The organism is Acinetobacter sp. 129952, assembly GCF_056642055.1.
In genome coordinates this window covers 77,312-102,697 of record NZ_JBWVSU010000008.1, presented here as the reverse complement: position 1 = coordinate 102,697, position 25,386 = coordinate 77,312, and the positions used below count along the sequence as shown (strand labels likewise).

General features: G+C 46.5%; 22 protein-coding genes and 5 tRNA genes. 14 read left to right on the top strand and 13 right to left on the bottom strand.

What is annotated here, in order from left to right; translation table 11 throughout:
- The first annotated feature begins 9 nt into the window (after positions 1-9).
- The 10 genes from AC1IR0_RS10570 to AC1IR0_RS10525 all read left to right on the top strand — a co-directional run bounded on the left by AC1IR0_RS10570 (position 10) and on the right by AC1IR0_RS10525 (position 11,502).
- Positions 10-897 carry an SDR family NAD(P)-dependent oxidoreductase gene (locus tag AC1IR0_RS10570; protein WP_004644933.1) on the top strand — a complete coding sequence of 296 codons (888 nt, stop codon included), beginning with the start codon at positions 10-12 and terminating at the stop codon, positions 895-897.
- A 226-nt stretch (positions 898-1,123) separates the two neighbouring features.
- Entirely contained in the window at positions 1,124-1,906 is a 783-nt protein-coding gene (hisIE, locus tag AC1IR0_RS10565; protein ID WP_180037265.1) for a bifunctional phosphoribosyl-AMP cyclohydrolase/phosphoribosyl-ATP diphosphatase HisIE, read from the top strand.
- A 15-nt stretch (positions 1,907-1,921) separates the two neighbouring features.
- On the top strand, positions 1,922-3,424 hold the full coding sequence (locus tag AC1IR0_RS10560; RefSeq protein WP_253147983.1) for a UvrD-helicase domain-containing protein: 1,503 nt from the start codon (positions 1,922-1,924) through the stop codon (positions 3,422-3,424).
- A 41-nt stretch (positions 3,425-3,465) separates the two neighbouring features.
- Positions 3,466-4,848 carry an ATP-binding protein gene (locus AC1IR0_RS10555; RefSeq protein WP_409665540.1) on the top strand — a complete coding sequence of 461 codons (1,383 nt, stop codon included), beginning with the start codon at positions 3,466-3,468 and terminating at the stop codon, positions 4,846-4,848.
- A 436-nt stretch (positions 4,849-5,284) separates the two neighbouring features.
- A complete protein-coding gene (locus AC1IR0_RS10550) occupies positions 5,285-8,122 on the top strand; it encodes a monovalent cation/H+ antiporter subunit A (protein ID WP_409665582.1) in 2,838 nt (945 codons plus the stop codon).
- Positions 8,123-8,126: 4 nt separating this feature from the next.
- Positions 8,127-8,492, top strand: a complete 366-nt coding sequence (locus AC1IR0_RS10545; RefSeq protein ID WP_219307513.1) for a Na+/H+ antiporter subunit C — start codon at positions 8,127-8,129, stop codon at positions 8,490-8,492.
- Positions 8,492-10,300 carry a monovalent cation/H+ antiporter subunit D gene (locus AC1IR0_RS10540; protein ID WP_409665542.1) on the top strand — a complete coding sequence of 603 codons (1,809 nt, stop codon included), beginning with the start codon at positions 8,492-8,494 and terminating at the stop codon, positions 10,298-10,300. Before AC1IR0_RS10545 ends, AC1IR0_RS10540 begins: the two co-directional genes overlap by 1 nt.
- Positions 10,300-10,818: a Na+/H+ antiporter subunit E gene (locus AC1IR0_RS10535; protein WP_253112238.1), complete on the top strand. Its 519-nt coding sequence runs from the start codon at positions 10,300-10,302 to the stop codon at positions 10,816-10,818. The genes AC1IR0_RS10540 and AC1IR0_RS10535 overlap by 1 nt, the downstream gene beginning before the upstream one ends.
- A complete protein-coding gene (locus AC1IR0_RS10530; protein ID WP_005108490.1) occupies positions 10,815-11,090 on the top strand; it encodes a monovalent cation/H+ antiporter subunit F in 276 nt (91 codons plus the stop codon). Before AC1IR0_RS10535 ends, AC1IR0_RS10530 begins: the two co-directional genes overlap by 4 nt.
- Before the next feature lie 10 nt (positions 11,091-11,100).
- On the top strand, positions 11,101-11,502 hold the full coding sequence (locus tag AC1IR0_RS10525) for a Na+/H+ antiporter subunit G (protein ID WP_253147987.1): 402 nt from the start codon (positions 11,101-11,103) through the stop codon (positions 11,500-11,502).
- A gap of 84 nt (positions 11,503-11,586) precedes the next feature.
- Here AC1IR0_RS10525 and AC1IR0_RS10520 read toward each other — a convergent pair whose 3' ends face one another.
- The 11 genes from AC1IR0_RS10520 to tpiA all read right to left on the bottom strand — a co-directional run bounded on the left by AC1IR0_RS10520 (position 11,587) and on the right by tpiA (position 18,956).
- Positions 11,587-11,991, bottom strand: a complete 405-nt coding sequence (locus tag AC1IR0_RS10520) for a ribosome-binding factor A (RefSeq protein WP_409665544.1) — start codon at positions 11,989-11,991, stop codon at positions 11,587-11,589.
- A complete protein-coding gene (gene infB / locus AC1IR0_RS10515; protein ID WP_114541781.1) occupies positions 11,991-14,699 on the bottom strand; it encodes a translation initiation factor IF-2 in 2,709 nt (902 codons plus the stop codon). Before infB ends, AC1IR0_RS10520 begins: the two co-directional genes overlap by 1 nt.
- A 10-nt stretch (positions 14,700-14,709) precedes the next feature.
- Positions 14,710-16,194, bottom strand: coding sequence for a transcription termination factor NusA (gene nusA / locus AC1IR0_RS10510; RefSeq protein WP_004281105.1), 1,485 nt, complete (start codon positions 16,192-16,194; stop codon positions 14,710-14,712).
- A gap of 34 nt (positions 16,195-16,228) precedes the next feature.
- The gene (gene rimP / locus AC1IR0_RS10505; RefSeq protein ID WP_004281103.1) at positions 16,229-16,753 is read right to left on the bottom strand and encodes a ribosome maturation factor RimP; all 525 of its coding nucleotides are present in this window, start codon (positions 16,751-16,753) and stop codon (positions 16,229-16,231) included.
- 223 nt (positions 16,754-16,976) lie between these two features.
- Positions 16,977-17,053: transfer RNA gene (locus AC1IR0_RS10500), tRNA-Met, on the bottom strand.
- A 197-nt stretch (positions 17,054-17,250) separates the two neighbouring features.
- A tRNA-Met gene (locus AC1IR0_RS10495) sits at positions 17,251-17,327 on the bottom strand.
- Between the two features lie 68 nt (positions 17,328-17,395).
- Positions 17,396-17,472: transfer RNA gene (locus AC1IR0_RS10490), tRNA-Met, on the bottom strand.
- A gap of 80 nt (positions 17,473-17,552) precedes the next feature.
- A tRNA-Met gene (locus AC1IR0_RS10485) sits at positions 17,553-17,629 on the bottom strand.
- 54 nt (positions 17,630-17,683) lie between these two features.
- Positions 17,684-17,768, bottom strand: a tRNA-Leu gene (locus tag AC1IR0_RS10480).
- A 53-nt stretch (positions 17,769-17,821) separates the two neighbouring features.
- Positions 17,822-18,151 (bottom strand): preprotein translocase subunit SecG, encoded by a 330-nt coding sequence (gene secG, locus AC1IR0_RS10475; protein WP_005108487.1) that lies wholly within the window; start codon positions 18,149-18,151, stop codon positions 17,822-17,824.
- A gap of 13 nt (positions 18,152-18,164) precedes the next feature.
- Complete coding sequence (gene tpiA / locus AC1IR0_RS10470) at positions 18,165-18,956, bottom strand: triose-phosphate isomerase (protein ID WP_409665548.1); 792 nt, start codon at positions 18,954-18,956, stop codon at positions 18,165-18,167.
- Between the two features lie 276 nt (positions 18,957-19,232).
- Between tpiA and pilB the strand changes: the two genes are divergently transcribed.
- Genes pilB through coaE form a run of 4 tightly spaced genes read left to right on the top strand, consistent with a single transcriptional unit; the run spans position 19,233 to position 23,664 of the window.
- On the top strand, positions 19,233-20,942 hold the full coding sequence (gene pilB / locus AC1IR0_RS10465) for a type IV-A pilus assembly ATPase PilB (RefSeq protein WP_114541447.1): 1,710 nt from the start codon (positions 19,233-19,235) through the stop codon (positions 20,940-20,942).
- Positions 20,943-20,973: 31 nt separating this feature from the next.
- Positions 20,974-22,203: a type II secretion system F family protein gene (locus tag AC1IR0_RS10460; RefSeq protein WP_409665550.1), complete on the top strand. Its 1,230-nt coding sequence runs from the start codon at positions 20,974-20,976 to the stop codon at positions 22,201-22,203.
- Positions 22,203-23,063: a prepilin peptidase gene (locus tag AC1IR0_RS10455; protein WP_409665552.1), complete on the top strand. Its 861-nt coding sequence runs from the start codon at positions 22,203-22,205 to the stop codon at positions 23,061-23,063. The genes AC1IR0_RS10460 and AC1IR0_RS10455 overlap by 1 nt, the downstream gene beginning before the upstream one ends.
- A gap of 1 nt (position 23,064) precedes the next feature.
- Entirely contained in the window at positions 23,065-23,664 is a 600-nt protein-coding gene (gene coaE, locus AC1IR0_RS10450) for a dephospho-CoA kinase (RefSeq protein WP_004281093.1), read from the top strand.
- 21 nt (positions 23,665-23,685) lie between these two features.
- On the opposite strand, the gene AC1IR0_RS10445 is transcribed toward coaE, so the two are convergent.
- Positions 23,686-24,609 (bottom strand): DMT family transporter, encoded by a 924-nt coding sequence (locus AC1IR0_RS10445; RefSeq protein ID WP_409665554.1) that lies wholly within the window; start codon positions 24,607-24,609, stop codon positions 23,686-23,688.
- A gap of 6 nt (positions 24,610-24,615) precedes the next feature.
- Positions 24,616-25,365: a 23S rRNA (guanosine(2251)-2'-O)-methyltransferase RlmB gene (gene rlmB, locus AC1IR0_RS10440; protein ID WP_005094401.1), complete on the bottom strand. Its 750-nt coding sequence runs from the start codon at positions 25,363-25,365 to the stop codon at positions 24,616-24,618.
- Between the last annotated feature and the right edge of the window lie 21 nt (positions 25,366-25,386).

Below are 25,386 nucleotides of genomic sequence, written 5' to 3'. Positions count from 1 at the left end.
ATAACAAACGTGAAAACTAGACTACACAAACAACTGGAAAAACGTGTTGCAGGTAAAACCGTCCTGATTACCGGTGCATCCAGCGGTATTGGTTTAACGACAGCACATCAACTGGCTGATGCAGGTGCCCATGTTTTACTGGTGGCCCGTACTCAGGAAACCCTAGAACAAGTAAAATCAGAAATTGAAGCCAAAGGCGGCAAAGCCTCAATCTTTCCATGTGATTTAAACAATATGGAAGCGATTGATGAAGTTTCCAAACAGATTATTGCCTCAGTCGATCATATTGATATTCTGATCAATAATGCAGGACGTTCGATTCGCCGTGCCGTACATGAGTCGGTAGATCGTTTTCATGATTTTGAACGTACCATGCAGCTGAACTATTTCGGCGCGGTGCGTCTGGTGATGAATATCCTGCCGCAAATGATGATTCGTCGCGCGGGTCATATTATTAACATCAGTTCGATTGGCGTACTGGCCAATGCCACCCGTTTTTCGGCCTATGTCGCATCAAAAGCTGCGCTGGACGCCTTTAGCCGCTGCCTGTCTGCAGAAGTGCATTCGCATAAAATCGCAATCACGTCGATCTATATGCCTTTGGTGCGCACCCCGATGATTGCGCCGACCAAAATCTATAAATATGTACCGACGCTTTCTCCGGAACAGGCGGCTGACCTGATTGCCTATGCGATTGTGAAACGTCCGAAGAAAGTGGCGACCGGTTTGGGCCGTCTGGCTTCCATTACCTATTCAATTGCACCGGATATCAACAATGTCTTGATGTCGATTGGCTATAACCTGTTCCCAAGTTCAACTGCATCTGTGGGTCAGCCACAAAAATTAAACTTGGTGCAAAAAGCATATGCACGTCTGTTCCCGGGCGAACACTGGTAATTTTTCATACGGATAATTGAATCACAATACGAGCCGCCAACCAGGCGGCTTTTCTCTGTCTCATTTTTGCAAGATCTGAAATAAAGTGGACTGATTTAAAAAACCACGACACAGCCTGTCCTGATCAACACAGATTTTTGCCGCAAATGCTGCGAGATCACGTACACTATCAGCGGATATTTCCTATCCGTATTTTTATATTTTGATTGAAATGATGGAAACCCTTATGAACAACGCGCAATGGCTCGATGAAGTAAAATTTAACGAACAAGGATTAGTCCCTGCCATTGCCCAGCATCATCAAACTGGACGTGTGTTGATGGTAGCCTGGATGAACCGTGAAGCTTTGGCTTTAACTGCCGAAAAAAATCAGGCAGTGTATTTCTCTCGTTCACGCAGCAAGTTATGGCATAAGGGCGAAGAATCAGGACATTTTCAGACCGTACATGAAATCCGTCTGGACTGTGATGCCGACGTGATTGTGCTGCAAATTGAACAGCATGGTGGTATTGCCTGCCATACCGGCCGTGAATCATGTTTCTATCGCAAGCTCACGCCAATGGGCTGGGAAATTGTCGATGCACAGCTGAAAGATCCGTCTGCGATTTATGGTGAAAAATCCACGAATCCGCATACGCTGGCGATGCAAGCGTCAACCGCGCAATCTGAGCAGGTCGAAGTCCTGTCTTATCTGGGCCAGATGATGGCAGAACGCAAACAGGCCGATCCGGACTCCTCTTATGTGGCCAAGCTGTATCATAAAGGCCTGAACAAGATTCTGGAAAAAGTCGGTGAAGAAAGCTTTGAAACCGTGCTGGCAGCCAAAGACTTTGATCAGGATGCTTCGGCAGACCATAAAAATGATCTGATCTATGAAGTGGCAGATCTGTGGTTCCATACCATCGTGATGCTGGGTTATTTCGACCTGGATGTGCAATTGGTATTAAATGAACTGGCACGCCGCCAAGGCTTGTCCGGTCTGGTCGAAAAAGCCAACCGTCAGCATTAAGCCTTGAATTCATCTGTGTCTGATTTAAAAAAACCGACCGCGACCTATGAGCAGGCCACTGCCATTGATAACGCACGTCTGGGCAAATCCTTTAAAGTGATTGCCTATGCAGGCACAGGTAAAACCACGACCCTGCAAATGATCAGTGATGCCATGCCACAAAGACGTGGCATGTATCTGGCTTTTAACAAGGCCATTGCCAGTGAAGCACAGGCCAAGTTTCACCGGGGTGTCGATTGCCGTACTTTTCACTCGCTGGCGTTTCGCAGTGTTCCACGTGGAGTCACCGACAAACTGCGCTTGCCACGCTTGAGTCCAAGTTTTATTGCCAAAGAATACCGGCTTGAACCGATGACCATGCGCCGTATGATGGGTGGGCGTTATGAAAAATATGTCTTGATGCCTTCGCGTCTGGCAAGTTTGGTTGCCAATGCGGTCGGCTATTTCTGCTCGACCAGTTCGCAATACCCTGCCCCACGGCATATTCAGGCGCCGAGCTGGTTGCATCCGGATGATATCGAGACTTTACAGAAGAAACTTTATCCGGCAGTCGAACGACGCTGGCTAGAGTCGATTGATCCAAATCATCAGGCCGGCATCGGTCATGACATTTACCTGAAACTCTGGGCACTGTCCGAGCCGAATATCCCGGCCGATTATGTACTATTCGATGAAGCCCAAGATGCCGATCCCTTAATGCTGGGGATTTTGCTGAAACAGCGCAGCACCCAGGTGATTTATGTCGGAGATGCGCATCAGCAGATCTATGCCTGGCGTGGTGCAGTCAATGCCATGCAGCAACTACCCTTACCAGAATCGCGTCTGACCACCTCATTTCGTTTTGGCCCTGAAATTGCCCTGAATGCCAATGCCATTTTAGGTGCCTTAAATGAAACTGTGCCTTTACTCGGCAATCCGCAATTAGACTCTAAAGTCGTGAATAAACCGCATACCAAAATGCGCGATGCAATTTTATGCCGGACCAATGCTCGTGCAATGGAATTGTTATTAGCGGGTTTAGTTCGTGGCGATAAAGTCAGCCTGCAAGCCGATCACGTCAAACTGAATCGTTTTGTCGATGCGGCTGCCATGCTAAAACAGGGCAAACGTGTGGTTGATGTGCCGGAACTGGCCTGGTTCAACTCCTGGCATGATGTCCATGAATACTGTGAAACTAATGAAGGCAGTGACATCAAGCCACTGGTCAAACTGGTGGACGAACATGGCACCGATCCGCTGAAAAAAGCTCTGGCTAAAATCACACCAATTGCCCAGGCCGACTATATTATTTCCACGGCACACAAGGCCAAAGGTCTGGAATGGGATCGGGTTCATATTGAAGATGACTATCAGTTTAAGCTGAATGAAAAAGACCATAAAATTAGTGATGAAGAATTAAGATTACTTTACGTGGCCTGTACACGTGCTAAAGTGAGTTTAAATATTCATCACATTTATGACCTGATTCAGCAACTGAAGATCAAGATGCCGCAGTCGCTTCGGCAGGCAGTCGGTTAAAGTGCATGGTATGGATGTAAATATCATAGGACAGGTAATCTATGCACATCCAAGCGCTTCAACTGAAACATACCCTGCATTTTTCCGACATTCAGCTCCAGTTTAATTATCCGCAATGCCCGGTCACCTTGATTCTGGGCAATCAGGGAACTGGCAAAACTACGCTTTTACGTTTTAGCTATCAGGCACTGACCTGGTTTGCAGCCCGTTATCGCGACAGCCGTGCTGCGGGTCTGGTGATGCAAGATCAGGACATCATGCAAACCCGGCTGCAATCCAAAATCGATATCCGGATTGGTTTTCCTGAAGAGATGGGCAGCTTGCCAGAATCCAGTCAGTCTGAGCCTGCGAACCTACAAAGCTGTTCATGGCAAATCTACAAGACTTTAAACAGTCAGGGGCTGGGTTTTAGCAAAGCAGAAACCTCACAGCTTGAAAGTGTGCTCAGCTTGTATCAGAAAGCCCGCTTGCACGATCCCCTGCTCGGCTTGCCCCTGATTGCCTATTATCCTGCTGAACGTTTTACCAATGAAGTCAATCTGCTCAACAAAAATAACCCGGCCATTCTCCAGTCCGCACATGCTTATGAAATCACTGCGATTCCTTTCACCACCTTTGCCCGTTTTTTTGAATGGTTTCGTGAAATCAGTGATATTGAAAATGCGCAAAGTGCTAAGCTTATGGATCAGATTTTGGCGCGTGCCTTACAGCAGCCAGAGGATATTCGCGGAGATGAACTGGCCCGGCAGATCGAGAAAGCACAGGCACATCTGCATGCACCAAATCTCACCGCTTTAAAACAGGCGTTGTCACTGATCCTGCCAGAAGTCAGTCAAATTTATTTAAAATATCAGCCCAAGCTGCAATTGATGGTGACCTATCAGCAACAGACCTTTAGCTTCCAGCAACTGCCCAACAGTATCCGCAACTGGATTGCGCTGGTGGGTGACATTGTACGGCGGCTTTGTCTGTTGAATACCAACAGTTTATTCCCGTGTCAGGAAGGTACAGGCGTTTTGTTGATTGATGCAATTGATCATCAACTGGATCAGGAGATGGCAGCAGTGATCCTGTCACGCCTGCATCAGGCTTTTCCTAACTTGCAGATTATTGCGACCGGCAACCGGCCTGAATTACTGGAACAGGCGCAAGGCTTTCAATGTCTGAAACTGGAAAATAAACAGCTGCACCCCATTCATCTTGAAAGTATGAAAACCCAGTTTGATCAGATCTACGCAGAGCTGGAATTGCAGCGAAATAAAGATATCTCGCCTGAAGATACTTTACTGGAAACGGTCACCGAACCCATCACACCGCTTGCTGTATTGCAAATGATTCAACAACAGTTAAATCCGGAACAGCAACAAGAATTGCTCGCTTTACTTGCTCAGGAGCATCATCCGACGCTACCTCAGTCGCTCTAAACAGATTCAAAAAAATAAGAGCGACTGTTTGAGTAAACAAGGAAGCCTTTTCAGCATTCTCTTTTTGCCCTGATTAAACTATTTTGAGTCAAATTTACAATCAATGCCTGCAATTTAATCTTAATTTTCGGTCACTTCTGGATGATCTGTTTAAGCATGCAGCGCCTGTTAAATCCGAGCCGGCGTATAATTTATAAGTTCCACATAAAAACGTTGATGTTGTTGTTATCCTGTAATATGATCGGTTTTATTTGCGAATTTCATTGTAAAATCGGAATTTGCTATCGTTTATAAGTTGCGCAATACAACTGTTTTATATTCTTTTTGAATATTCTTTTGGCTTTCAAGATTGAGAAGTTTGGGTCGCTCCTTGGGGTCCTGTAATCCTTGAAAGATAAAGATTCACCTTAGGTTGGTCAAAACCTAAATCATGACAATGGATACGAGTGTGCTGCCGATTATTATATTGTTACCGTTAGTATTAGGCACAACCCTTGTCTCGTGGCTGAAGCAATTTTCGCGCGGGGTAACGGCTTTAGGGGCAATTGGTGTCAGCCTCAGCAGTTTCTTATTATTATTGAGTCAGGCGCCTGCCATCTTTGATGGTGCAGTGATGACCCAGACCTGGTCCTGGCTGCCCCAGCTCGGCATTGATTTCAGTTTTCGCCTGGATTCTCTGGGATTGCTGTTTGCCTTGCTGATCAGCGGAATTGGCACCCTGATTTATATTTATGCCTATTATTATCTCAATCCAAAAAATTCACTGAGCAAACTGTATCTCCTGCTGATGCTGTTTATGGCGGCGATGCTCGGAATTTCATTGTCGAATAACCTGATTATCTTATTGGTTTTCTGGGAACTGACCAGTATTTCATCCTTCTTGCTGGTAGGTTACTGGAGCAATTACGAAGCGGCGCAACGTGGTTCGCGTATGGCTCTGACCATTACCGGAATGGGTGGTCTGGCGATGCTGGGCGGTTTTGTCCTGCTTGGTCAAATTACCGGCACTTATCAGCTTGACCAAATCCTGACGATGACTGAGCAGATTCAGTCCCATCATTTATTTGTTCCAACCTTGTTGCTGATTTTACTTGGTGCCTTTACCAAAAGTGCGCAGTTCCCGTTCCACTTCTGGTTGCCGAATGCCATGGCTGCACCGACACCGGTCTCTGCCTATTTGCACTCGGCCACCATGGTCAAAGCCGGTTTATTCCTGGTAGCACGTTTGCTCCCGATCTTTGCCGGTGCTGCACTGTTTCATAATATTGTGACCTTTGTTGGTCTGTTTACCCTGTGCATGGCCGCCTTCTTTGCCATCTTTAAGGAAGATCTGAAGGGCTTACTTGCCTACTCCACCATCAGTCATTTAGGTCTGATCATGTGTCTGCTCGGGATTGGCTCACCACTGGCCGTTGCAGCAGCAATTTTCCATATTATTAACCACGCCACCTTTAAAGCGGCACTGTTTATGATTGCCGGCATCATCGATCATGAATCTGGTACCCGTGACTTACGTAAATTGTCTGGCTTGTGGCAATTACTGCCATTTACCGCCACGCTGACCATGATCACGGCAGCATCCATGGCGGGTGTACCCTTGACCAATGGTTTCCTGTCCAAGGAAATGTTCTTTACCGAACTGGTCGCCAGTTTAAGTGGTCCACTTATGGTCGGCTCTGCTATTGTCGCGACACTGGCCGGGATTTTTGCGGTCGCTTATTCCATTCGACTGGTGCATGGGGTCTTTTTCGATGGTCCGCTAGGCAAGCAGGTCCCGAATAAAGATGCACATGAACCGGCCTTTGGTATGCGCGCACCGGCCACTTTGTTAGCAATTTTATGTATTTTAGTCGGTCTATTGCCCGCGCTTCTAGTGGAAAAAATTGTCAACAGTACCACTCAAGCGACGACCCAAAATTTTGCTTTTGAAGGTACTCATCTGGCGCTTTGGCATGGTTTCAACCTGCCCCTGCTAATGAGTGTGATTGCTCTGCTCGGCGGAATAATCTTTTACTTTTCTCTCGCCAAAGGCGGCGCCTTACGAGAAATCGACTTGGATCCAAAACTGGGCCGCTTACAGGGCCGGGTGCTGTTCGACCTGTTTTTGAAAAATTTGCTGCTGAATTCACGCCGTTTCCGCCGTACCACTGAAAATGGCAAATTACAAAGCTATTTATTGTGGATTGTGATTTTTACCATCGGGCTGGTGGGATTCCCATTACTCAGCAATGCGGTGGGTACGGGTACGCGCGAGCTGACCCATGCCCCTGCCCTGGCGATTATCCTGTGGTTACTGCTGTTCTCTGCCTGCTGGATGCTGCTGTGGTTCCATCATGAGCGGATTAAAGCTGTACTGATTAGCGGTGCAGTCGGTCTGGTCGTCACCATGGTCTTTATCGGCTTCTCGGCTCCCGATCTGGCATTGACCCAGATTACGGTCGATGTGGTCACCACGGTTCTACTACTGATGAGTTTATCTTTACTGCCTCAGTTAACACCGTATGAATCGAGTCCGACCCGTCGCTGGCGTGATGCCATTATTGCCTTGGGCGGCGGTCTCGGGATTGCGGCAATTGCCTGGCTGATCATGACCCGTGATCACAATTCCATTTCATGGTTCTTCCTGCAACAGTCCATTCCTCTGGGCGGCGGCACCAATGTGGTGAATGTGATTCTGGTCGATTTCCGTGGTTTCGATACCTTCGGCGAAATTACTGTACTCGGCATTGCGGCGATTGGTGTTCTGAGCCTGATGGATGGCATGCGTGCGCATGGTACCACCATGACTCAGGGCCTGACCTATCGTTTTAACCCATCCCCGCTGATGTTGCGTATTACCGCATCCTGGATTTTGCCGGTCGCGCTGGTAGTCAGCCTGTATATCTTTATGCGTGGCCATAACCTGCCGGGCGGTGGTTTTATTGCCGGACTAGTGACTTCACTGGCACTTATTATTCAATATATCGCAGTGGGACAGGACAAAACCGAACAGTTGCTTGGCGCCAAATCCGGTCGCCTGTATGAAATCTGGATCGGGATCGGCTTAACGATTGCAGGATTGACTGGAATCGCAGCCTGGTTCTGGTCACGTCCATTCCTGACCAGTGCACATATTTATGTCTCTCCGCCCATTATTGGAGAAATGCATTTAGCTTCGGCTGCGCTATTCGATGTCGGCGTCTATGTCACTGTCGTCGGTGCCACCATGCTGATGATTTCTGTCTTGGGCGATTCACGTCACTCAAGCATGTCTGGCCCAGTACCAAGAGGATAATAGAATGATCAGTTTAGAATTTTTATTAGCCTCCGCGATTGGCCTGCTGACAGCCACAGGCATCTATCTGATCCTGCGGGCGCGTACCTTCCCGGTGGTGTTGGGCTTGGCCATGATTGGTTATGCGGTCAACTTGTTTTTATTTGCCATGGGCCGGATTCAGATGAATTCGCCTGCAGTATTAACCGAAGCTTCGAATGTGACCGATCCTCTTCCTCAGGCACTGGTGCTGACGGCCATCGTGATTGGCTTTGCCACCACTGCCTTTATTGTCCAACTGGCACTGCGTAGCCGCTACGAATCAGGAACAGACCACGTTGACTCAAAAGAAGATATCCCCCAGATTGATCCACGTGAGGATGAGCCTTAATGACTGATCTTCTCAATTTCTGGACTCAGCACACCCCTATTTTCAGTATTCTTTTGCCGGCCTTTACCGCTTTTGCCCTTGTACTTTTAGGCAATCCGGGTGCAGGCTCTCTGATCACGGACTGGCGTCAACCCTGGCGTCGTGGTATCAGCCATCTCTCGGGAATCTTGGGCCTGATCATTGCCGTTAGCTATCTGATAAACAGCAGCGAGGGCCAAATCAGCGTATACACCCTCAGCGAATGGGCAGCACCATTCGGGATCGTGCTGGTGCTGGATCAGCTCTCGGCCATGATGCTGGTGTTGACCTATGCGCTCGCCTTGCCTGTGGTCTGGTATGCCAGCAAAGAATGGGACTTACGCGGCCGTTATTTCCATGCCATGGTGCATTTCCTGCTGATGGGTCTGACTGGTGCATTCCTAACCGGTGACTTGTTTAACCTGTTCGTATTCTTTGAAATTTTGCTGATGGCGTCTTATGTACTGCTGTTGCATGGACAAGGTAAGGCACGTTTTCAGCTGGGAATTCACTATGTCACCATTAACCTGCTGGCGTCTGCGCTGTTCCTGATTGGACTCGGGATGATTTATGGCAGTGTCGGCAGCCTGAATATGGCTGATGTGGCCCGTTTGCTGCCAACCCTTGCAGAAGATCAGCATAAACTGGCGGTTGCTGGTGGCTTGATGCTGTTTGTGGTGTTTGGAATCAAAGCAGCAATGCTGCCGGTGGGTTTCTGGTTACCCAAAACCTATGCAGTAGCCACGACTCCTGTTGCCGCGCTCTTTACCATCATGACCAAAGTCGGGGTTTATGCGATTTTGCGGATCAACGGCACGGTTTTTGATGATGAATATAGCCATCAGATTCTGATGAACTGTCTGCTAGTGAGTGGCCTGGTCACATCCGTCTATGGGGTGATCTGTGCGATTGGCACCGAACGTCTGCGCCGTTTTGTCGGTTTTATGGTGCTGTCTTCAGTCGGAACGATTTTGGTGGCCATTGGCCTGAATAATACTGCGGCTTGGGCGGGTGCGCTATATTACCTGGTACACAGCACCCTGATTGCGGCCGCATTTTATATTCTGTCGGGTTGGATTACCTCACAGCGTGGCGAATTTAAAGATCATTTTAAAATCGCCCCACTGATGAAACAGAACAAGCTGGTTTCGATTGTCTATTTCATCATCGCCTTGATGATGGCAGGCCTGCCACCGTTTAGTGGATTCTTCGGTAAAATCTTTATTTTGCAGGCTTCTGCTAATTCAGATTATCAGATGATTATTATCCTGACCATTTTGCTGGTAAGTTTTCTCAGTATTCTGGCTTTTACCCGGGTCGGTTTTATCCTGTTCTGGCGTTCGAGCAGACCTGAAGATGATCTTGATTCTGAAGAGTTTCATAAATATGAAGCCCTGCCGAGTAAAGCGCCGGCACGCAATGACCGGGTCATTTATATATTGCTGGCGAGCTTAACCGCCTATGTGGTGTTTGCCGGACCGATCTATCAATATAATTATCAGACTGCGGAACAGATCAAAAACAATTCGGTCTATGAAGCCGCGCTGTTAAAACCGGATGCAGAAGGTCAGTTTATTAGCGTCCAGCCATTCGATCCGAAGTATTTGCCAGAAACCAAATATGGTGGTGAGGTGATAGATCCTAATGCGCATCTGATTCCTTATGTAATTTCAGAAGCGACTTTGAAGGGCGAACATATTTCTGAATTCAAGCAACGCCAGATTGACCAGCAGCATATTGAACAGACCGAATATGATGATAATCAACTTAAACCGGCGGAGGGACCTTAATGGCTGAATCATTATTTCAACGCTGGTTCCCACATCCGCTGGTTTCTGTAATTGTGGGACTGAGCTGGGTTTTACTGGCACACAGCCTGGACGCTGGAACCCTACTGATGGCCTTGCTACTCGCAGTCATCATTCCACGTATGGTCGAACCCTTTATTGACTATACCCCCAATATCCAGTGGACTCCTGCCCTGCACCTGTTCTTCGTCGTAGTTTGGGATATTGTAGTAGCCAATATTAAAGTCGCAAAACTGGTACTTGGACCAACCAAGAATCTGCATCCAAAATGGTTCCGTGTGCCTCTAGATACCGAACATGAAGAAGTCAACACCTTGCTGGCGATGATTATTACCACCACACCGGGCACGGTATCTGCAGGGATTGACCAGGATCGTGGTGATATTCTGGTACATGCCTTAAGCACAGATGATGAAGCGGCCGAAATCGAGCTGATTAAGCAGCGCTATGAACGCCCGCTCATTGAGATTTTTAATGCACGATCAGGAGAAAAAGCATGACAATTCTACCTTATGCATTATTGATTTGTCTGGGTGCGGTAACCATCTCCATGTTACTGTGTCTGATCCGTCTGATTACCGGGCCGTCTATTGTGGATCGTCTGCTGGCACTGGACACCCTGTTTCTGAATGCAACCTGTCTGGTGGTGATTTTAGGAATTTACTGGAGCAGCACATTTCTGTTTGAAGGCGCTCTCTTGGTCGCGATGCTGGGCTTTGTCTCTACCGCAGCCTTGGCACGTTATTTTACCACTGGCCATGTCATCGACTAGGAGTTTTTAAATGTCTTTAATTTTAGAAATACTGGTGTCGATTTTTCTATTGATTGGTGCTTTCTTTATGCTGGTCGGCGGAATTGGGATGGTGCGCTTGCCCGATCTGTTCATGCGTCTGCATGCACCGACCAAATCCAGTACTTTGGGCCTCGGCAGTTTCTTAATTGCAGCAATTATTTTCTCTGCCATGTATGGCCGTTTCGGTTTTGCTGAAGTGCTGATTACCCTGTTTGCCTTTATTACTGCGCCGGTATCCGCCAATCTGATGGCACAGGCTGCATTGCATTTGCGGTTACGCTCTTTGAGTGGCGAAGTGCCGGAAACGCTGGAACGTCCCCTGCCTTGGCAGCGTTCACGCCGTCGTACCTTTTATGAAAAGAAAATCAATCGCAATGATGATTTAGGTTAATTGAGCAAGCAATTCAAATTTTCTTAAATCTCAAAATAGAGAGATAAAAAAGCCACCCGAAGGTGGCTTTTTTAGTCCTAAGACTTATTCATCATCTTTTTTTACTTCAGCTTCAGGTAAGTCCTTCACAGCTTCAGCGATCAGGCCAAACATATAGTTACCATATGCATTGGTCTTATCGTAATGGAAACGTAGACGAGGCGTAATACGGGTTTTGATACGACGACTCAGCTCGTGGCGCAAGAAACCAGATGCTTTATTCAGCACATCTAAAGTTTCTTTATTGGCTTCTTGGCTTTGCTCATCGCCAAGTTCACGTCCCATCACAGTGACATAAACTTCCGCATATCCCAGGTCTGGGCTCACCTTCACCGCAGAGATGGTCACGAGACCACCTAAGCGTGGATCTTTCAGCTCCTGACGGATCAGTTCTGACAACTCGCGTTGTACTGTATCCGCCATACGCTTCAGACGTTGACTACCCGCCATTAAAGACTCCGTTTAATCAGTTGAACATCGTACACTTCGATCTTATCAAGTGCTTTGATGTCTTTATAGCCTTTCACCGCAAGACCACATTCCATACCGGCACGAACTTCTTCAACCACTTCTTTGTAGCGACGAAGAGATTCAAGCTCGCCCTGGAACACAACCACGTCATCACGTAATACGCGAATCGGTTTGTTACGATGCAATACGCCTTCAAGTACCATACAGCCTGCAGCCGCACCAAACTTACTTGAGTGGAATACTTCACGTACTTGTGCAACACCCAGAATCGTTTCACGATGTTCTGGTGCAAGCTTACCGCTCATTGCTGCTTTCACATCATCAATCAATTGATAGATGATTGAGTAATAACGAATGTCGATACTGTCTGCATCTGCTTTTTGACGCGCAGCATTGTCCGCACGTACGTTAAAGCCGAGTAGAACTGCTTCTGAAGATTCAGCCAGTGTCACGTCAGACTCAGTAATCGCACCTACACCAGAACCGATGATACGTACTTTAACTTCGTCAGTCGCAAGCTCAGCAAGTGCAACGTGTAATGCTTCCAAGGTACCGCGTACGTCAGTTTTCAACACAACGTTCACGATAGGTACATCTTTCTTGCCCATAGACGCCATGATGTTTTCAAGACGCATTGCAGATTGACGCTCAAGACGTTTTTGACGTTCACGATCCATACGCGCATCGGCAACTTCACGTGCTTTCTTCTCATCGCTGACCACAAGAACTTCGTCACCTGCCATTGGCGCTTCTGGAAGACCCAGAATTTCCACTGGAATCGAAGGACCTGCAGATTTGATACGCTGACCATTTTCATCCGTCATCGCACGAACGCGACCATAAGATGAACCAGCAAGAACAAGATCACCTACTTTCAATGTACCGTTTTGAACCAGAATAGACGTTACCGCACCACGGCTGTTGTCTACACGTGCTTCAATTACAACACCTTGTGCAGCACCTTCTTCAGATGCTTTAAGCTCTAGAAGTTCAGCTTGAATCGAAATAATATCAAGAAGTTCATCAATGCCTTGACCAGTATGTGCAGAAACCATTGCCACTGGAACGTCACCACCCCATTGTTCTGGCACGATTTCTTTCACAGTCAATTCATTCAGAACGCGATCTGGATCAGCAGATTCTTTATCCATCTTGTTGATTGCAACAATGATTGGTGTACCTGCAGCACGTGCATGGTCAATTGCTTCTGCAGTTTGTGGCATTACACCATCATCTGCTGCAACAACTAGAACCACGATATCTGTTGCTTTCGCACCACGTGAACGCATTGCAGTAAATGCTGCGTGTCCCGGAGTATCAAGGAATGTAATCATACCTTTATCAGTAGTTACATGGTAAGCACCGATATGCTGGGTAATACCGCCTGCTTCGCCAGCAGCCACTTTGGCACGACGAATACGGTCAAGCAGTGATGTTTTACCATGGTCAACGTGACCCATAATGGTAACAACAGGCGCACGCGTAGATTGCGCACCACGTGCTTCTTCAGCTGCTTCAAGCAAGTTATCTTCAGCTTGTGTATCAGAAACTAGTACCGGATTATGGCCCATTTCTTCAACAACAAGTGCAGCAATTTCCTGATCAATTGCCTGGTTCTGAGTAACCAATTCACCCATTTTCATGAGTGATTTAATCACTTCACGAACCTTAACTGCCATTTTCGCAGCCAAGTCAGCAACGACAATCGTTTCACCGATTTCAACATCGTAAACCTGTTTTTTCACAGGTTTTTCGAAGCCGTGCTTGTTGCCTTGACTGGTTTTTAAACCGCGCTTAGGCTGTTTGCTGAAGCTTTGCTCTTCCTGACCACGACGACCACCTTTTTTAGGTGCACGCGCGCTCGGCGTATTCGTACCACGTTTGATTTCGCGGTCTTCTTTGGCAAAAGAGTCTTCATATGCCTGACCAACAAGGCCGGCAGCCAGAGGAGAATCATCAACAACACGAATCGTTGCAGTGGTATCTTCCGCGGTGTACTTGGACGCCATTTGACGCATTTGTTCAAGCGTACGTTGCTGCGCTTCTTCAGCCGCTTTACGACGTGCCGCTTCTTCAACAGCTTTTAATTTTGCTGCTTCTGCTTCACGTGCCTTTTTCTGTTCAGCGGTTTCAGTTGGTTTAACAACTTGCTTCACAATCGGCTTGTTGGTTGATTTGCGTTTTACCACAACTGCAGCTTTAGAAACTTCTTGCTTGTCGCTGGTTTGCTTTGCAGCAGCACGCATCGCTTCTAGAGCTTTATTCGCGTTATTTACGCCAGTTTTTGGAGCTTCAGCAGAAGCAGCTTGCGCTGTATTCTGTTCAGGCGCAGCTTTGGCCTGTTGCTCAGCCTTGGCTTTCGCCAATGCTTCTGCTTTGATCTGTTCTGGATCCGGCTTAACAAATGTATGCTTCTTGCGAACTTCTACATTAATCGTTTTCGCCTTACCTGAAGTACTGGCTACTTTAGCCGTACTAGTCGTTTTACGTTTCAACGTGATTTGCCCTGCTTGGCTTTCTGAACCCTGTGACTTTTTCACATGGCTCATCAAGCTGTCTTGTTGTTCGGTGGTAATAATATCGTCAGCTTTACGCTGTGGTAAACCTGCCTCACGAACCTGCTCTAGGAGCTTCTCAACTGGACGACCCACATTGAGGGCTAACTCTTTAATCGACTTGTCCGTCATATACTACCTCCTAGTTAAACCATGATTCGCGCGCTTTCATAATGAGTTGACCTGCTTTCTCAGCACCCAAACCTTCAATATCTTCGATATCGTCAGTCGCCTGATCTGCTAAATCATCCACTGTTACCACACCACGAGCTGCTAGCGCTTGCGCGATCTCTACTGTCATGCCTTCCATTGCAACAAGTTCTTCACTTGGCGCTTGTATGTTCTCTTGCTGTTGTAATGCATCAGCAAGTGCAATTTCTTTCGCACGGCTTTGCAGTAGTTCAACCAGTTCCGCATCCAGTTCGATTTCATCAAACGTTTCTGCAGGGACATAAGCAATTTCTTCAAGCGAGGTGAAGCCCATTTCTACCAATGCCATCGCCAAATCTTCCGCGATATCCAGACGGGTAACAAACATGTCTAAATATTGTTGCGCTTCGTTTTGTTGACGGGCGTAGTATTCCTCTTCCAGCATCATGTCCAGCTTGTAGCCAGTCAATTCAGATGCCAGACGAACGTTCTGACCTTGTGAACCAATCGCACGTGCCAACTGATCGCTGGTTGCGAAAATGATATCTGCAGTACGTGCATCTTCATCAATGACAATACTCGATACATCTGCTGGTTCCAATGCACTTGCGATATATTGCGCAGGATCATCCGACCAAACGACTACATCAATACGCTCGCCATTGAGCTCTTGCTGTACAGCCTGGATACGGGTACCACGCATACCAATACAAGCACCCACCGGGTCAATACGGTGGTCATTGGTTTTCACTGCAATTTTAGCACGAACGCCTGGTTGGCGAGCCGCCGCTTTAATTTCAATGATTTCTTCAGAAATCTCAGGGATTTCTTTCTTCATCAATGCAATCAGCATATCCGGTTTAGCACGCGACAGTTGCAACTGCGCACCGCGACCTTCACGGTTGACATTGAACAGAATCGCATTCACGCGTTGCTTCGGACGAAGGATTTCTTTCGGAATCATTTCTTCACGAGCAAGATACGCTTCAGCATTGTCACCTAAGTCGATAATGAAGCCGTCTTTGGTTTGTTTTTTCACTTCACCGTAGATCAGCTCGCCGACTTTAGATTCGTAAGCATCGGCTACAAGTGCACGCTCTGCTTCACGGATCTTCTGTACGATCACTTGCTTGGCAATTTGCGCTGCAATACGACCGAAGTCAATCGATTCAACTTCAAGCTCACGAATGTCACCAATCGACCATTTTGCCGGATCAACATCAGAGATGGCATCCTGACAAGCTGGCATTTCATGGTCTTCGTCTGCAACCACCTCCCACTGACGGAAAGTACGATAGTCACCTGTTTTGCGATCAATTTCCACACGTAAACGTGCTTCTTCCGAATGTGTTCCTTCGTAGAATTTTTTCTTTGTCGCAGCAACTAAAGCTTGCTCAAGCGCTTCAAAGATCGCTTCACGAGGTACACCTTTTTCGTTACTAACCGTTTCAACGACGGTCAGAATTTCACGTGCCATACGTCACCTATTCGTTAAATTTTTATTTATTCAATTAATCTTGGAAGACCAAATTTGCTTTATCGATATTGTGACTGTCGATCTCCAATACCTGTTGCTTTTCTACTTCAACTTGAATCATTTCATTTTCAAGATCGACAGCAACCAGTTTGGCCTGGAATTTACGACGGTTATCTACCGCACTGATCAAACGTAGTGCTACGGTATGACCGATATAGCCTGACATCTGCTCGAGCTGGAAGAATGGACGGTCCCAGCCTGGCGAAGATACTTCAAGTGAATATTCACCCGAAATCGGATCATGAACATCCAGCATTGCGCCCACTTGCTGCGTGACACGCACACAATCCTGAACGCCAATACCACGCCCCTGCTCTTCTTCACCATCTTCATTGATTGCTGGTGCAACGCTCTCATCGACTGGCTTGTCGATGTAGATACGTAATAACGAACATTTACCCTGTGGCAGGAATTCAATCCCCCAAAGGTTTACATTACAGGCTTCAACTGCTGGTGCAATCAAGTCCTGAAGTGCTTGAGTTTTATTTGATAGCTTCATTTACTCTCGTCATCTGGTGCGATTTTATGATCTATTTGACCACTACAAACCAATACAAACTATAGTAGTAGTGAAACATGGAGATTTGACCAAATAATGTCGACACTACACGATAGCCAATAAAAAAGGGCGTAAATCGCCCCAATTAATGCACAATTTAAGATTTTTTCAAATCCCACTGTGCAAAAAGGCCCACCTTGTTGTGAGCCTCTTTTTAGAAACTTGGTAGCGGGAGCTGGATTTGAACCAACGACCTTCGGGTTATGAGCCCGACGAGCTACCAGACTGCTCCATCCCGCATCAACGTGCAAAAATTATATACAAAAGATGAGAACTTTTCAATCAAAACCACATCATTCTGCATATTTGTCATCTGTCACTGAAAAATTGGTAGTGGGAGCCGGATGTAAACCAACAACCTTCGCCAGTTTATAGAGGGTTGAGCCCGACAGGCCATCAACTAGATCTATAAATAACACTTACCAAACCATTTAAAATGGTAGCGGGAGCTGGATTTGAACCAACGACCTTCGGGTTATGAGCCCGACGAGCTACCAGACTGCTCCATCCCGCATCAGCGTACAAATAACATTTCAGTTTAAAAGACTTAAACTGCTTTTAAAGTTTGCATCTTTAAAAGATTGGTAGCGGGAGCTGGATTTGAACCAACGACCTTCGGGTTATGAGCCCGACGAGCTACCAGACTGCTCCATCCCGCAACAACATGCAAATTAAATTTCTCAACTTAAAACCTGTTTAAGCTGCCTCTTGAAAGTTTGCGTCTTCTAAAAGGATTGATTGGTAGCGGGAGCTGGATTTGAACCAACGACCTTCGGGTTATGAGCCCGACGAGCTACCAGACTGCTCCATCCCGCATCAACAGAAGTTTTTTCAGCTGCATACACCAACTTAAATTTCTGGATTATAAGTTGGTGCGGAAGGGGGGACTTGAACCCCCACGCCCGAAAGCACTACCACCTCAAGGTAGCGTGTCTACCAATTCCACCACCACCGCAGCTGTGTCGCATTCTAGTCGCATCACTGCAAAAAAGAAAGGACTAATTAAAACTATTCGGTCGTTTCTGGTGCAGTTGGTGAAGTTTCATTCGATTGCACAGGCGTGGTCGGCGCAGATTGAACCGCTCCCAAACTATAGGCATTTGTGCTTTCTTTTTTGGCTAAAACAGCCAAAGTCAGACTGGTTACAAAAAATAGCGCCGTTAAAATGGCAGTCATACGGGTCATGAAATTACCCGAACCGGATGCCCCGAATACCGTCGCCGCACCACCGCCACCGAAAGAGGCACCAGCATCTGCACCTTTACCATGCTGAACCAAAATCAAGACAATCATCAAAACAGCTAAGATAATATGTACTACCAGCACAAAAGTTTGCATGCTGAACTCCTAATTATTGTGTATTTGCAAATGCATGAGCAATTTTATGGAACGACTCAGCATTGAGTGATGCACCACCGACCAATGCCCCATTGATATCTGGGCAGGCTGCTAACTCTACTGCATTTTCCGGCTTGACACTACCACCATATAGAATCGCCATACTCTCGCCATAGCCCGTAATCTGGCTTAAACCTTGACGGATTTGTGCATGCATGGCCTGTGCATCTTCAGGAGAAGCTGTTTTACCGGTTCCAATTGCCCAGATCGGTTCATAAGCAATCACGATATTTTTCCATTGTTCGGCTTCAACCACAGCAGCGATATCACAAATTTGTTGCAATACTACAGTTTCTGCCTGCCCTGCTTCACGTTGTTCCAGGCTTTCACCGACACAATAAATTACCGTCAAACCAGCACTTAAAGCATTTTTGATTTTAGCATTTAAAATATCAGTATTTTCCGCAAATATTTCACGGCGCTCAGAATGACCTACCAGTACATACTGGATTTGGCTGTCTGCGAGTAATTCAGCACTGACTTCACCGGTATAGGCACCCGTTCCTAAAATACGTGAAACATCTTGTGCTACAGTATAAATCGGACGAACCGCAGATGACAGCTCTGCCTGAATCTGACTTAAGGCAATGGCAATCGGTGCCACACCTAAATAACATCGATCTTCGGCAATTGGCGCAGTTTCCAGCAAATTCTTAATACCACGCACCAAGCTCAATGCCTCTGCCTGCACCGGATTCATTTTCCAGTTACCTATCACCCAAGGGGTAATCGTCGAAACCGACATAATTAACCTATTTCATTTACATATTTTGAATTGGGCACATTCTACACGGAATTGGAAAATTAAAAGAATAGTTTTCTTATCACTCATTCTCGGTTTAGACTATCCAAAATGGTTATTTTTTGTTATCACTTAAAAAATGGGGACTTCTTCTAACCAGTTCATGCTTTTACTGGAGATGAGGAAGCTAGCAGCACTCTTGGCTATGGTATTTTTACGTAACAAACGTATAATTTTAGTATAGCAATTAAAAGAATTTGATGAGTAGGCATTTATAGCATGACAGCATTACAGGGGTCGCCAAGATTTACCGGATTTATTCGTCGTTTGGTCGAGGAAGGCGTCATCTCGGCTGAAGATATGCGCAGTGCGTTGGCGCATGCCAAACAAGAAAAAGTCGATATTGTGGCTGAGTTAATTAACCAGCAGCAGCTTTCTCCGACCATCATTGCTGAAACGATTTCAGTTGAATTTGGCGAACCGCTGTTTGATATCAGTGCCTATGATCCTGCCCAAATTTTGCGGGATGCGATTGATGAAAAGCTGATTACCAAGTATCGCATCCTGCCGATTTTTAAAAATTCCAGTATTTTATATGTTGCGACCAGCAACCCGACCAATATCGAAGCGATCGATGCAGTCCGTTTTTCGACTAAACTCAATATTGAAACCATTATTGTTGAACACAATAAACTTGAAAAACTGATCGAGCAGAATTTTACTGAAGAAAGCACGTTTGAGTTTGATGAAGAATTTGATCTGGATGTTGATGTCGAATCTGCTGATCCGAATAAAGAAGAGGATGACAGTAACAAGGGTGAAGAAGCACCGATTGTCAAATATATTAATAAATTGCTGATTGATGCGATCCGTATGGGCGCTTCAGATCTACACTTTGAACCTTATGAAAAAATCTATCGGGTACGTTACCGGGTCGATGGTGTTCTACGTCAGATTGCAACCCCGCCCTTACAGCTGGCAAACCGCTTGTCTTCACGTCTTAAGGTTATGTCGCAAATGGACATTTCAGAAAAACGGGTACCGCAAGATGGTCGAATCAAACTAAAATTATCCAAAAACAAAGCCATTGACTTCCGTGTCAACTCTCTCCCCACCCTGTTTGGCGAGAAGCTGGTACTGCGTATTCTGGATCCATCCAGCGCGATGCTCGGTATTGATGCCCTAGGTTATGAACCAGAACAAAAAGAGTTGTTTATGCAGGCACTGGACAAACCGCAAGGGATGCTACTGATTACCGGCCCGACGGGTTCCGGGAAAACTGTTTCACTGTATACCGGTCTGAATATACTCAATCGTGAAGATACTAATATCTCAACGGCGGAAGATCCGGTCGAGATTAACTTGCAAGGCATTAATCAGGTCAACGTCAATAATAAGGTCGGACTGACCTTCTCTGCCGCCCTGAAGTCCTTCTTACGTCAAGACCCGGATATCGTGATGGTCGGTGAGATCCGGGATCTGGAAACTGCCGAGATTGCGATTAAAGCGGCGCAGACTGGTCATATGGTGATGTCGACGCTGCATACCAATAGTGCGCCTGAGACTTTGACCCGTTTACGCAATATGGGGGTGCCTTCTTTCAATATTGCCACTTCAGTCAACCTGGTCATTGCACAACGGTTGGCGCGTCGTTTGTGTTCACAATGTAAAAAACCTGCCGATATTCCGAAACAAAGCTTACTGGAGATGGGTTTTACCGAAACCGACTTGCAGCAACCTGAGTTCCAAATTTATGAACCGGTGGGCTGCAATGAATGTCGCGAAGGATATAAGGGTCGTGTGGGTATTTATGAAGTTATGAAAGTAACACCCGAAATTTCCAGAATTATTATGGAGGACGGCAATGCACTTGAAATTGCCGATGCTTCCGCACGTGCAGGTTTTAACAATTTACGCCGATCAGGTTTAATCAAGGTGATGCAGGGGGTGACTTCTTTACAGGAAGTCAATCGTGTCACTAGCGAATGATCGGGCGCTGATCTAAAATAAGGATAAAGGTATGGCAGCAGTAAAGAAAGGCCAGATGATGCCGATCTTCAGCTATGAAGGAATTGATCGTAAAGGGGCAAAGATCAAGGGGGAATTGCCAGCAAAAAATATGGCTTTGGCCAAGGTCACCCTTCGGAAACAAGGTATCAGCATCAAGACCATTCGGGAAAAGAAAAAAAATATTTTTGAAGGCTTGATGAAGAAAAAAGTCTCGACGCTGGATATTACAATTTTCACCCGACAGTTGGCGACCATGATGAAAGCCGGTGTACCGCTGGTTCAAGGTTTTGAAATTGTCGCAGAAGGTCTGGAAAATCCGGCCATGCGTGAGGTGGTACTGGGAATTAAAGGTGAAGTCGAAGGCGGCAATACCTTTGCCGGCGCACTGCGCAAATACCCACAGTATTTCGACAAATTGTTCTGCTCTTTGGTCGAATCTGGTGAGCAATCTGGTGCGCTAGAAACCATGCTGGATCGTGTTGCAATCTATAAAGAAAAAAGCGAACTGCTCAAGCAAAAAATTAAAAAAGCCATGAAGTATCCGGCTTCGGTAGTCGTGGTTGCAGTGATTGTCACGATCATTCTGATGGTCAAAGTAGTCCCAGTTTTCCAGGAATTATTCTCTTCATTTGGTGCAGATCTACCCGCTTTTACTAAGATGGTGGTCAATATGTCAGAATGGATGCAAAAATATTGGTTCCTGCTGATTATTGCCATTGGAGCCATCATTACTGCTTTTCTTGAAGCCAAAAAACGTAGCAAGAAATTCCGCGATTTTCTGGATAAAGCAGCGCTCAAAGCCCCGATTTTCGGTGATCTAGTGTATAAAGCAATTATTGCCCGTTATAGCCGTACTTTGGCCACCACTTTTGCAGCTGGTGTTCCCTTGATTGATGCACTGGAATCTACTGCCGGCGCTACCAATAACGTCGTATATGAAGATGCTGTGATGAAAATTCGGGAAGATGTCGCCACAGGTCAACAACTTCAGTTTGCCATGCGGGTCACCAACAAGTTTCCTTCCATGGCCATCCAAATGGTCGCAATTGGTGAAGAGTCAGGTGCACTAGATGCCATGCTGGACAAAGTAGCCACGCATTATGAAAATGAAGTCGACAATGCAGTTGATGGCTTAACTTCGATGATGGAACCGTTAATTATGGCTGTTCTTGGTGTGCTTGTCGGTGGTCTGGTGATTGCCATGTACCTTCCAATTTTCCAAATGGGTTCTGTGGTTTAATGCAAGATCTTATTCAATATTTTATTCAAAACCCAACGGCGTTGTATATCGCAGTTGGGCTTTTTAGTTTATGTATCGGCAGCTTTCTAAATGTAGTGATTTACCGTACACCCAAGATGATGGAACAGGAATGGCGTACCGATTGTCAGATGTTCTTGCATCCGGAACAGCCGGTGATTGATGAAAGTAAACTTAGCCTGAGCAAACCCGCTTCGACTTGTCCTAAATGCCATCAGCCGATCCGCTGGTACCAGAATATCCCCGTTATCAGCTGGCTGGTCCTGCGCAGAAAATGTAGCAATTGCCAGAATCCCATCAGTATCCGTTATCCATTTGTTGAAATTCTGACGGCAGTTTGTGCACTGCTTGTCGTAGCAGTATTTGGCCCGACAATGCAAATGCTGTTTGGTCTGATCCTGACTTATGTACTGATTGCGCTAACCTTTATTGATTTTGACACCCAGCTATTACCTGACCGTTATACCCTGCCCTTGGCTGCACTAGGTCTGGGGGTAAATAGTTATGCACTCTATACCTCCCCAAGCTCTGCCATCTGGGGCTATATCATTGGTTTTTTGTGTCTATGGATAGTGTATTACCTGTTTAAAATCATTACCGGCAAGGAAGGCATGGGTTATGGCGATTTTAAATTGCTAGCCGCTTTGGGTGCCTGGATGGGTCCGTTATTACTGCCTTTAATTGTGCTGCTGTCTTCCCTGGTAGGTGCGATTATTGGCATCATTCTGCTAAAAGTCCGCAAGGAAAATCAGCCTTTTGCCTTTGGTCCCTATATCGCGATTGCCGGCTGGATTGCTTTTTTGTGGGGCGAGCAGATTATGAAAGTGTATTTAGGTCAATAAAGTGAAATTTATACTCGGATTAACCGGCGGGATTGGCAGTGGCAAGTCTGCTGCCAGTCAGTGGTTTGAAGCACAAGGGATCACGGTAGTCGATGCCGATGTGGTAGCGCGTGAAGTGGTCGAAATTGGGCAGCCTGCACTTACCCAGATCCAGCAGGCTTTTGGCGATTGGGTACTGCTTGCCGATGGCTCACTGAATCGTCGTGCCTTGCGTGAATATATCTTCCAGTCTCCTGAAGCACGCAAGACCCTGGAAAGTATTACCCATCCGGCAATTCGCACTTCCATTATCCAGCAACTACATGCTGCGCAAAGTCCCTATGCCATTCTGGTTTCACCACTTTTATTTGAAACCAATCAGCACGAACTCACTCAGCATACCTTACTGATTGATGCCACCATCGAACTGCAAATTGAGCGGGCCTCACAACGTGATGGCCAGAATATCGAACAAATTCGCAATATCATTGCCGCCCAAATGTCCCGCGAACAAAAGCAGACCATGGCCGATGATATTGTGCTGAATGATGGTCATCTGGATCATCTCTATGCTCATCTCAGACCATTACATCAAAAATATTTAAACATGGCAGCCAGCTGAAGCATAAAAAAAGCAGTCTGATTAAGACTGCTTTTTTTGTTCTGCTAATTTTCGGCTCAGACTGTCCTGATGCTGTAACCAGCGCCACGGCTGTAAGGCCCCGACTGCCATACCCATCAGGCCACACACCATGGCCAGACTTAAAGTTTCATTTAATAAAGGTACAGCCAGAATTGCCGCAATAAAAGGTGCAAGATTGGTAATACTGCCTGCCTTAAATGCACCAAGACGCTTGATGGCTTCTACATAGCTTAAAGTAGCAATAATCACCACAAATATGCCGTGAAAAATGGTCTGAAACAGTAAATGCTTGGGTTCAGGCACACTCAAATTTTTCGGTAAAAATAGCAGATAAATCGGCACATATATCACTGCCGACCAGATCGCGACACCACACATTGCGTGCCATGCAGTTAGCTGATATTTACGCAATAAAACAGTAAAAATCGCCCAAAGTATGGCACTGATAAAAAATAGCCCGTCCCCTGCCCCAAAGGCTACACCAGTTTCCCGATACATCAGCATACTCATGAGACATAGTACGACGATCATAATGATCAGGCTGGCCCAGGTATGTTTATCAAAAGCCTGCCCCATCAGGAAAAAAGCCATGATGGCAGTACAAATCGGAATACAGCCATTCAAGAAAATCGCGGCATGGGCGGTAGGCGCATAATGAAAGGCGCTATAGGCAAACAGACAGTAAATTACTCCGCCAATCATGGCCAGAATAAAGGGTTCTTTTTTCAGTAAAAAAGCCGCCTCCTTGCGATAGAGCAAGATCGGCATCAGAATCAGAAAAGCCAGAGAAAACCGCAGAGCCACGATATCCCAGGCACTGATATTCCAAAGCGCATTCAGACGGGCGGTTAAAGTAAAACCGCCCCAGATACACATGGTCGTCAGTAGAAAGACATAGCCTTGTGTACGATCTGACAATGCCATCATCAATTACAGGTTACGCTGACGGCAAGCTTCATACAGTGCCATACCGGTCGCCACACTGACATTCAGGCTTTGCAGATTACCCGCCATCGGGATATACACCGTCTGATCGCATTGGCTTTGTGTAATTGGACGTAGACCGGTATCTTCCGCACCCATCACCACACAGACACCAGTACCGGTGAAATCAAACTCCTGAATCGGCAGCGCTTTTTCATCCAGCATGGTACCGACGACTCGCACATTAAAGTCTTCTTTGATTTGCCCCAAGGTACGCGCCAGATTAGTCACCTGAATAAATTTGACTTTGTCAGCACCACCGGCAGCCACTTTACGTGCAGTCGGAGTCAAGCTTGCAGAACGATCACGTGGTGCAATCACTGCCTCAACACCCATCGCAGCGGCGGTACGCACACATGCTCCGAGGTTGTGTGGATCGGTAATATGATCCAGGGCCAATAACAACGCTTGAGGATTTGCGCTCAACAGTGATTCAAGATCTTTTTCATTCAGGGTTGGATGAGCACGTACCGCAGCGACCACGCCTTGGTGAAACGGTTGCCCGGCCAATTTCTCCAGTTTGTCACGGCTGGCTTGCTGCACACTGATCCCAAACGGTTCAGCCAGTTCCAGTACACGCTTTAAACGCTGATCATCGCGTCCTTTGAGAGTGAATAATGTCAAGACACGTTCAGGCTCAAGCTCTAACAATGACTCCACTGAATGTACGCCATAAAAATATTCAGGTTTTGCCATGAACGACCTCTAGATTAGTTG

What these genes read in the sequence shown, in the direction of transcription:
- hisIE (WP_180037265.1), top strand. Translation starts at nt 1,124, where the DNA reads ATGAACAACGCGCAATGGCTCGATGAAGTAAAATTTAACGAACAAGGA.
- AC1IR0_RS10555 (WP_409665540.1), top strand. Translation starts at nt 3,466, where the DNA reads ATGCACATCCAAGCGCTTCAACTGAAACATACCCTGCATTTTTCCGAC.
- AC1IR0_RS10550 (WP_409665582.1), top strand. Translation starts at nt 5,285, where the DNA reads ATGGATACGAGTGTGCTGCCGATTATTATATTGTTACCGTTAGTATTA.
- AC1IR0_RS10545 (WP_219307513.1), top strand. Translation starts at nt 8,127, where the DNA reads ATGATCAGTTTAGAATTTTTATTAGCCTCCGCGATTGGCCTGCTGACA.
- AC1IR0_RS10540 (WP_409665542.1), top strand. Translation starts at nt 8,492, where the DNA reads ATGACTGATCTTCTCAATTTCTGGACTCAGCACACCCCTATTTTCAGT.
- AC1IR0_RS10535 (WP_253112238.1), top strand. Translation starts at nt 10,300, where the DNA reads ATGGCTGAATCATTATTTCAACGCTGGTTCCCACATCCGCTGGTTTCT.
- AC1IR0_RS10530 (WP_005108490.1), top strand. Translation starts at nt 10,815, where the DNA reads ATGACAATTCTACCTTATGCATTATTGATTTGTCTGGGTGCGGTAACC.
- AC1IR0_RS10525 (WP_253147987.1), top strand. Translation starts at nt 11,101, where the DNA reads ATGTCTTTAATTTTAGAAATACTGGTGTCGATTTTTCTATTGATTGGT.
- AC1IR0_RS10520 (WP_409665544.1), bottom strand. Translation starts at nt 11,991, where the DNA reads ATGGCGGGTAGTCAACGTCTGAAGCGTATGGCGGATACAGTACAACGC.
- infB (WP_114541781.1), bottom strand. Translation starts at nt 14,699, where the DNA reads ATGACGGACAAGTCGATTAAAGAGTTAGCCCTCAATGTGGGTCGTCCA.
- nusA (WP_004281105.1), bottom strand. Translation starts at nt 16,194, where the DNA reads ATGGCACGTGAAATTCTGACCGTCGTTGAAACGGTTAGTAACGAAAAA.
- rimP (WP_004281103.1), bottom strand. Translation starts at nt 16,753, where the DNA reads ATGAAGCTATCAAATAAAACTCAAGCACTTCAGGACTTGATTGCACCA.
- secG (WP_005108487.1), bottom strand. Translation starts at nt 18,151, where the DNA reads ATGCAAACTTTTGTGCTGGTAGTACATATTATCTTAGCTGTTTTGATG.
- tpiA (WP_409665548.1), bottom strand. Translation starts at nt 18,956, where the DNA reads ATGTCGGTTTCGACGATTACCCCTTGGGTGATAGGTAACTGGAAAATG.
- pilB (WP_114541447.1), top strand. Translation starts at nt 19,233, where the DNA reads ATGACAGCATTACAGGGGTCGCCAAGATTTACCGGATTTATTCGTCGT.
- AC1IR0_RS10460 (WP_409665550.1), top strand. Translation starts at nt 20,974, where the DNA reads ATGGCAGCAGTAAAGAAAGGCCAGATGATGCCGATCTTCAGCTATGAA.
- AC1IR0_RS10455 (WP_409665552.1), top strand. Translation starts at nt 22,203, where the DNA reads ATGCAAGATCTTATTCAATATTTTATTCAAAACCCAACGGCGTTGTAT.
- AC1IR0_RS10445 (WP_409665554.1), bottom strand. Translation starts at nt 24,609, where the DNA reads ATGGCATTGTCAGATCGTACACAAGGCTATGTCTTTCTACTGACGACC.
- rlmB (WP_005094401.1), bottom strand. Translation starts at nt 25,365, where the DNA reads ATGGCAAAACCTGAATATTTTTATGGCGTACATTCAGTGGAGTCATTG.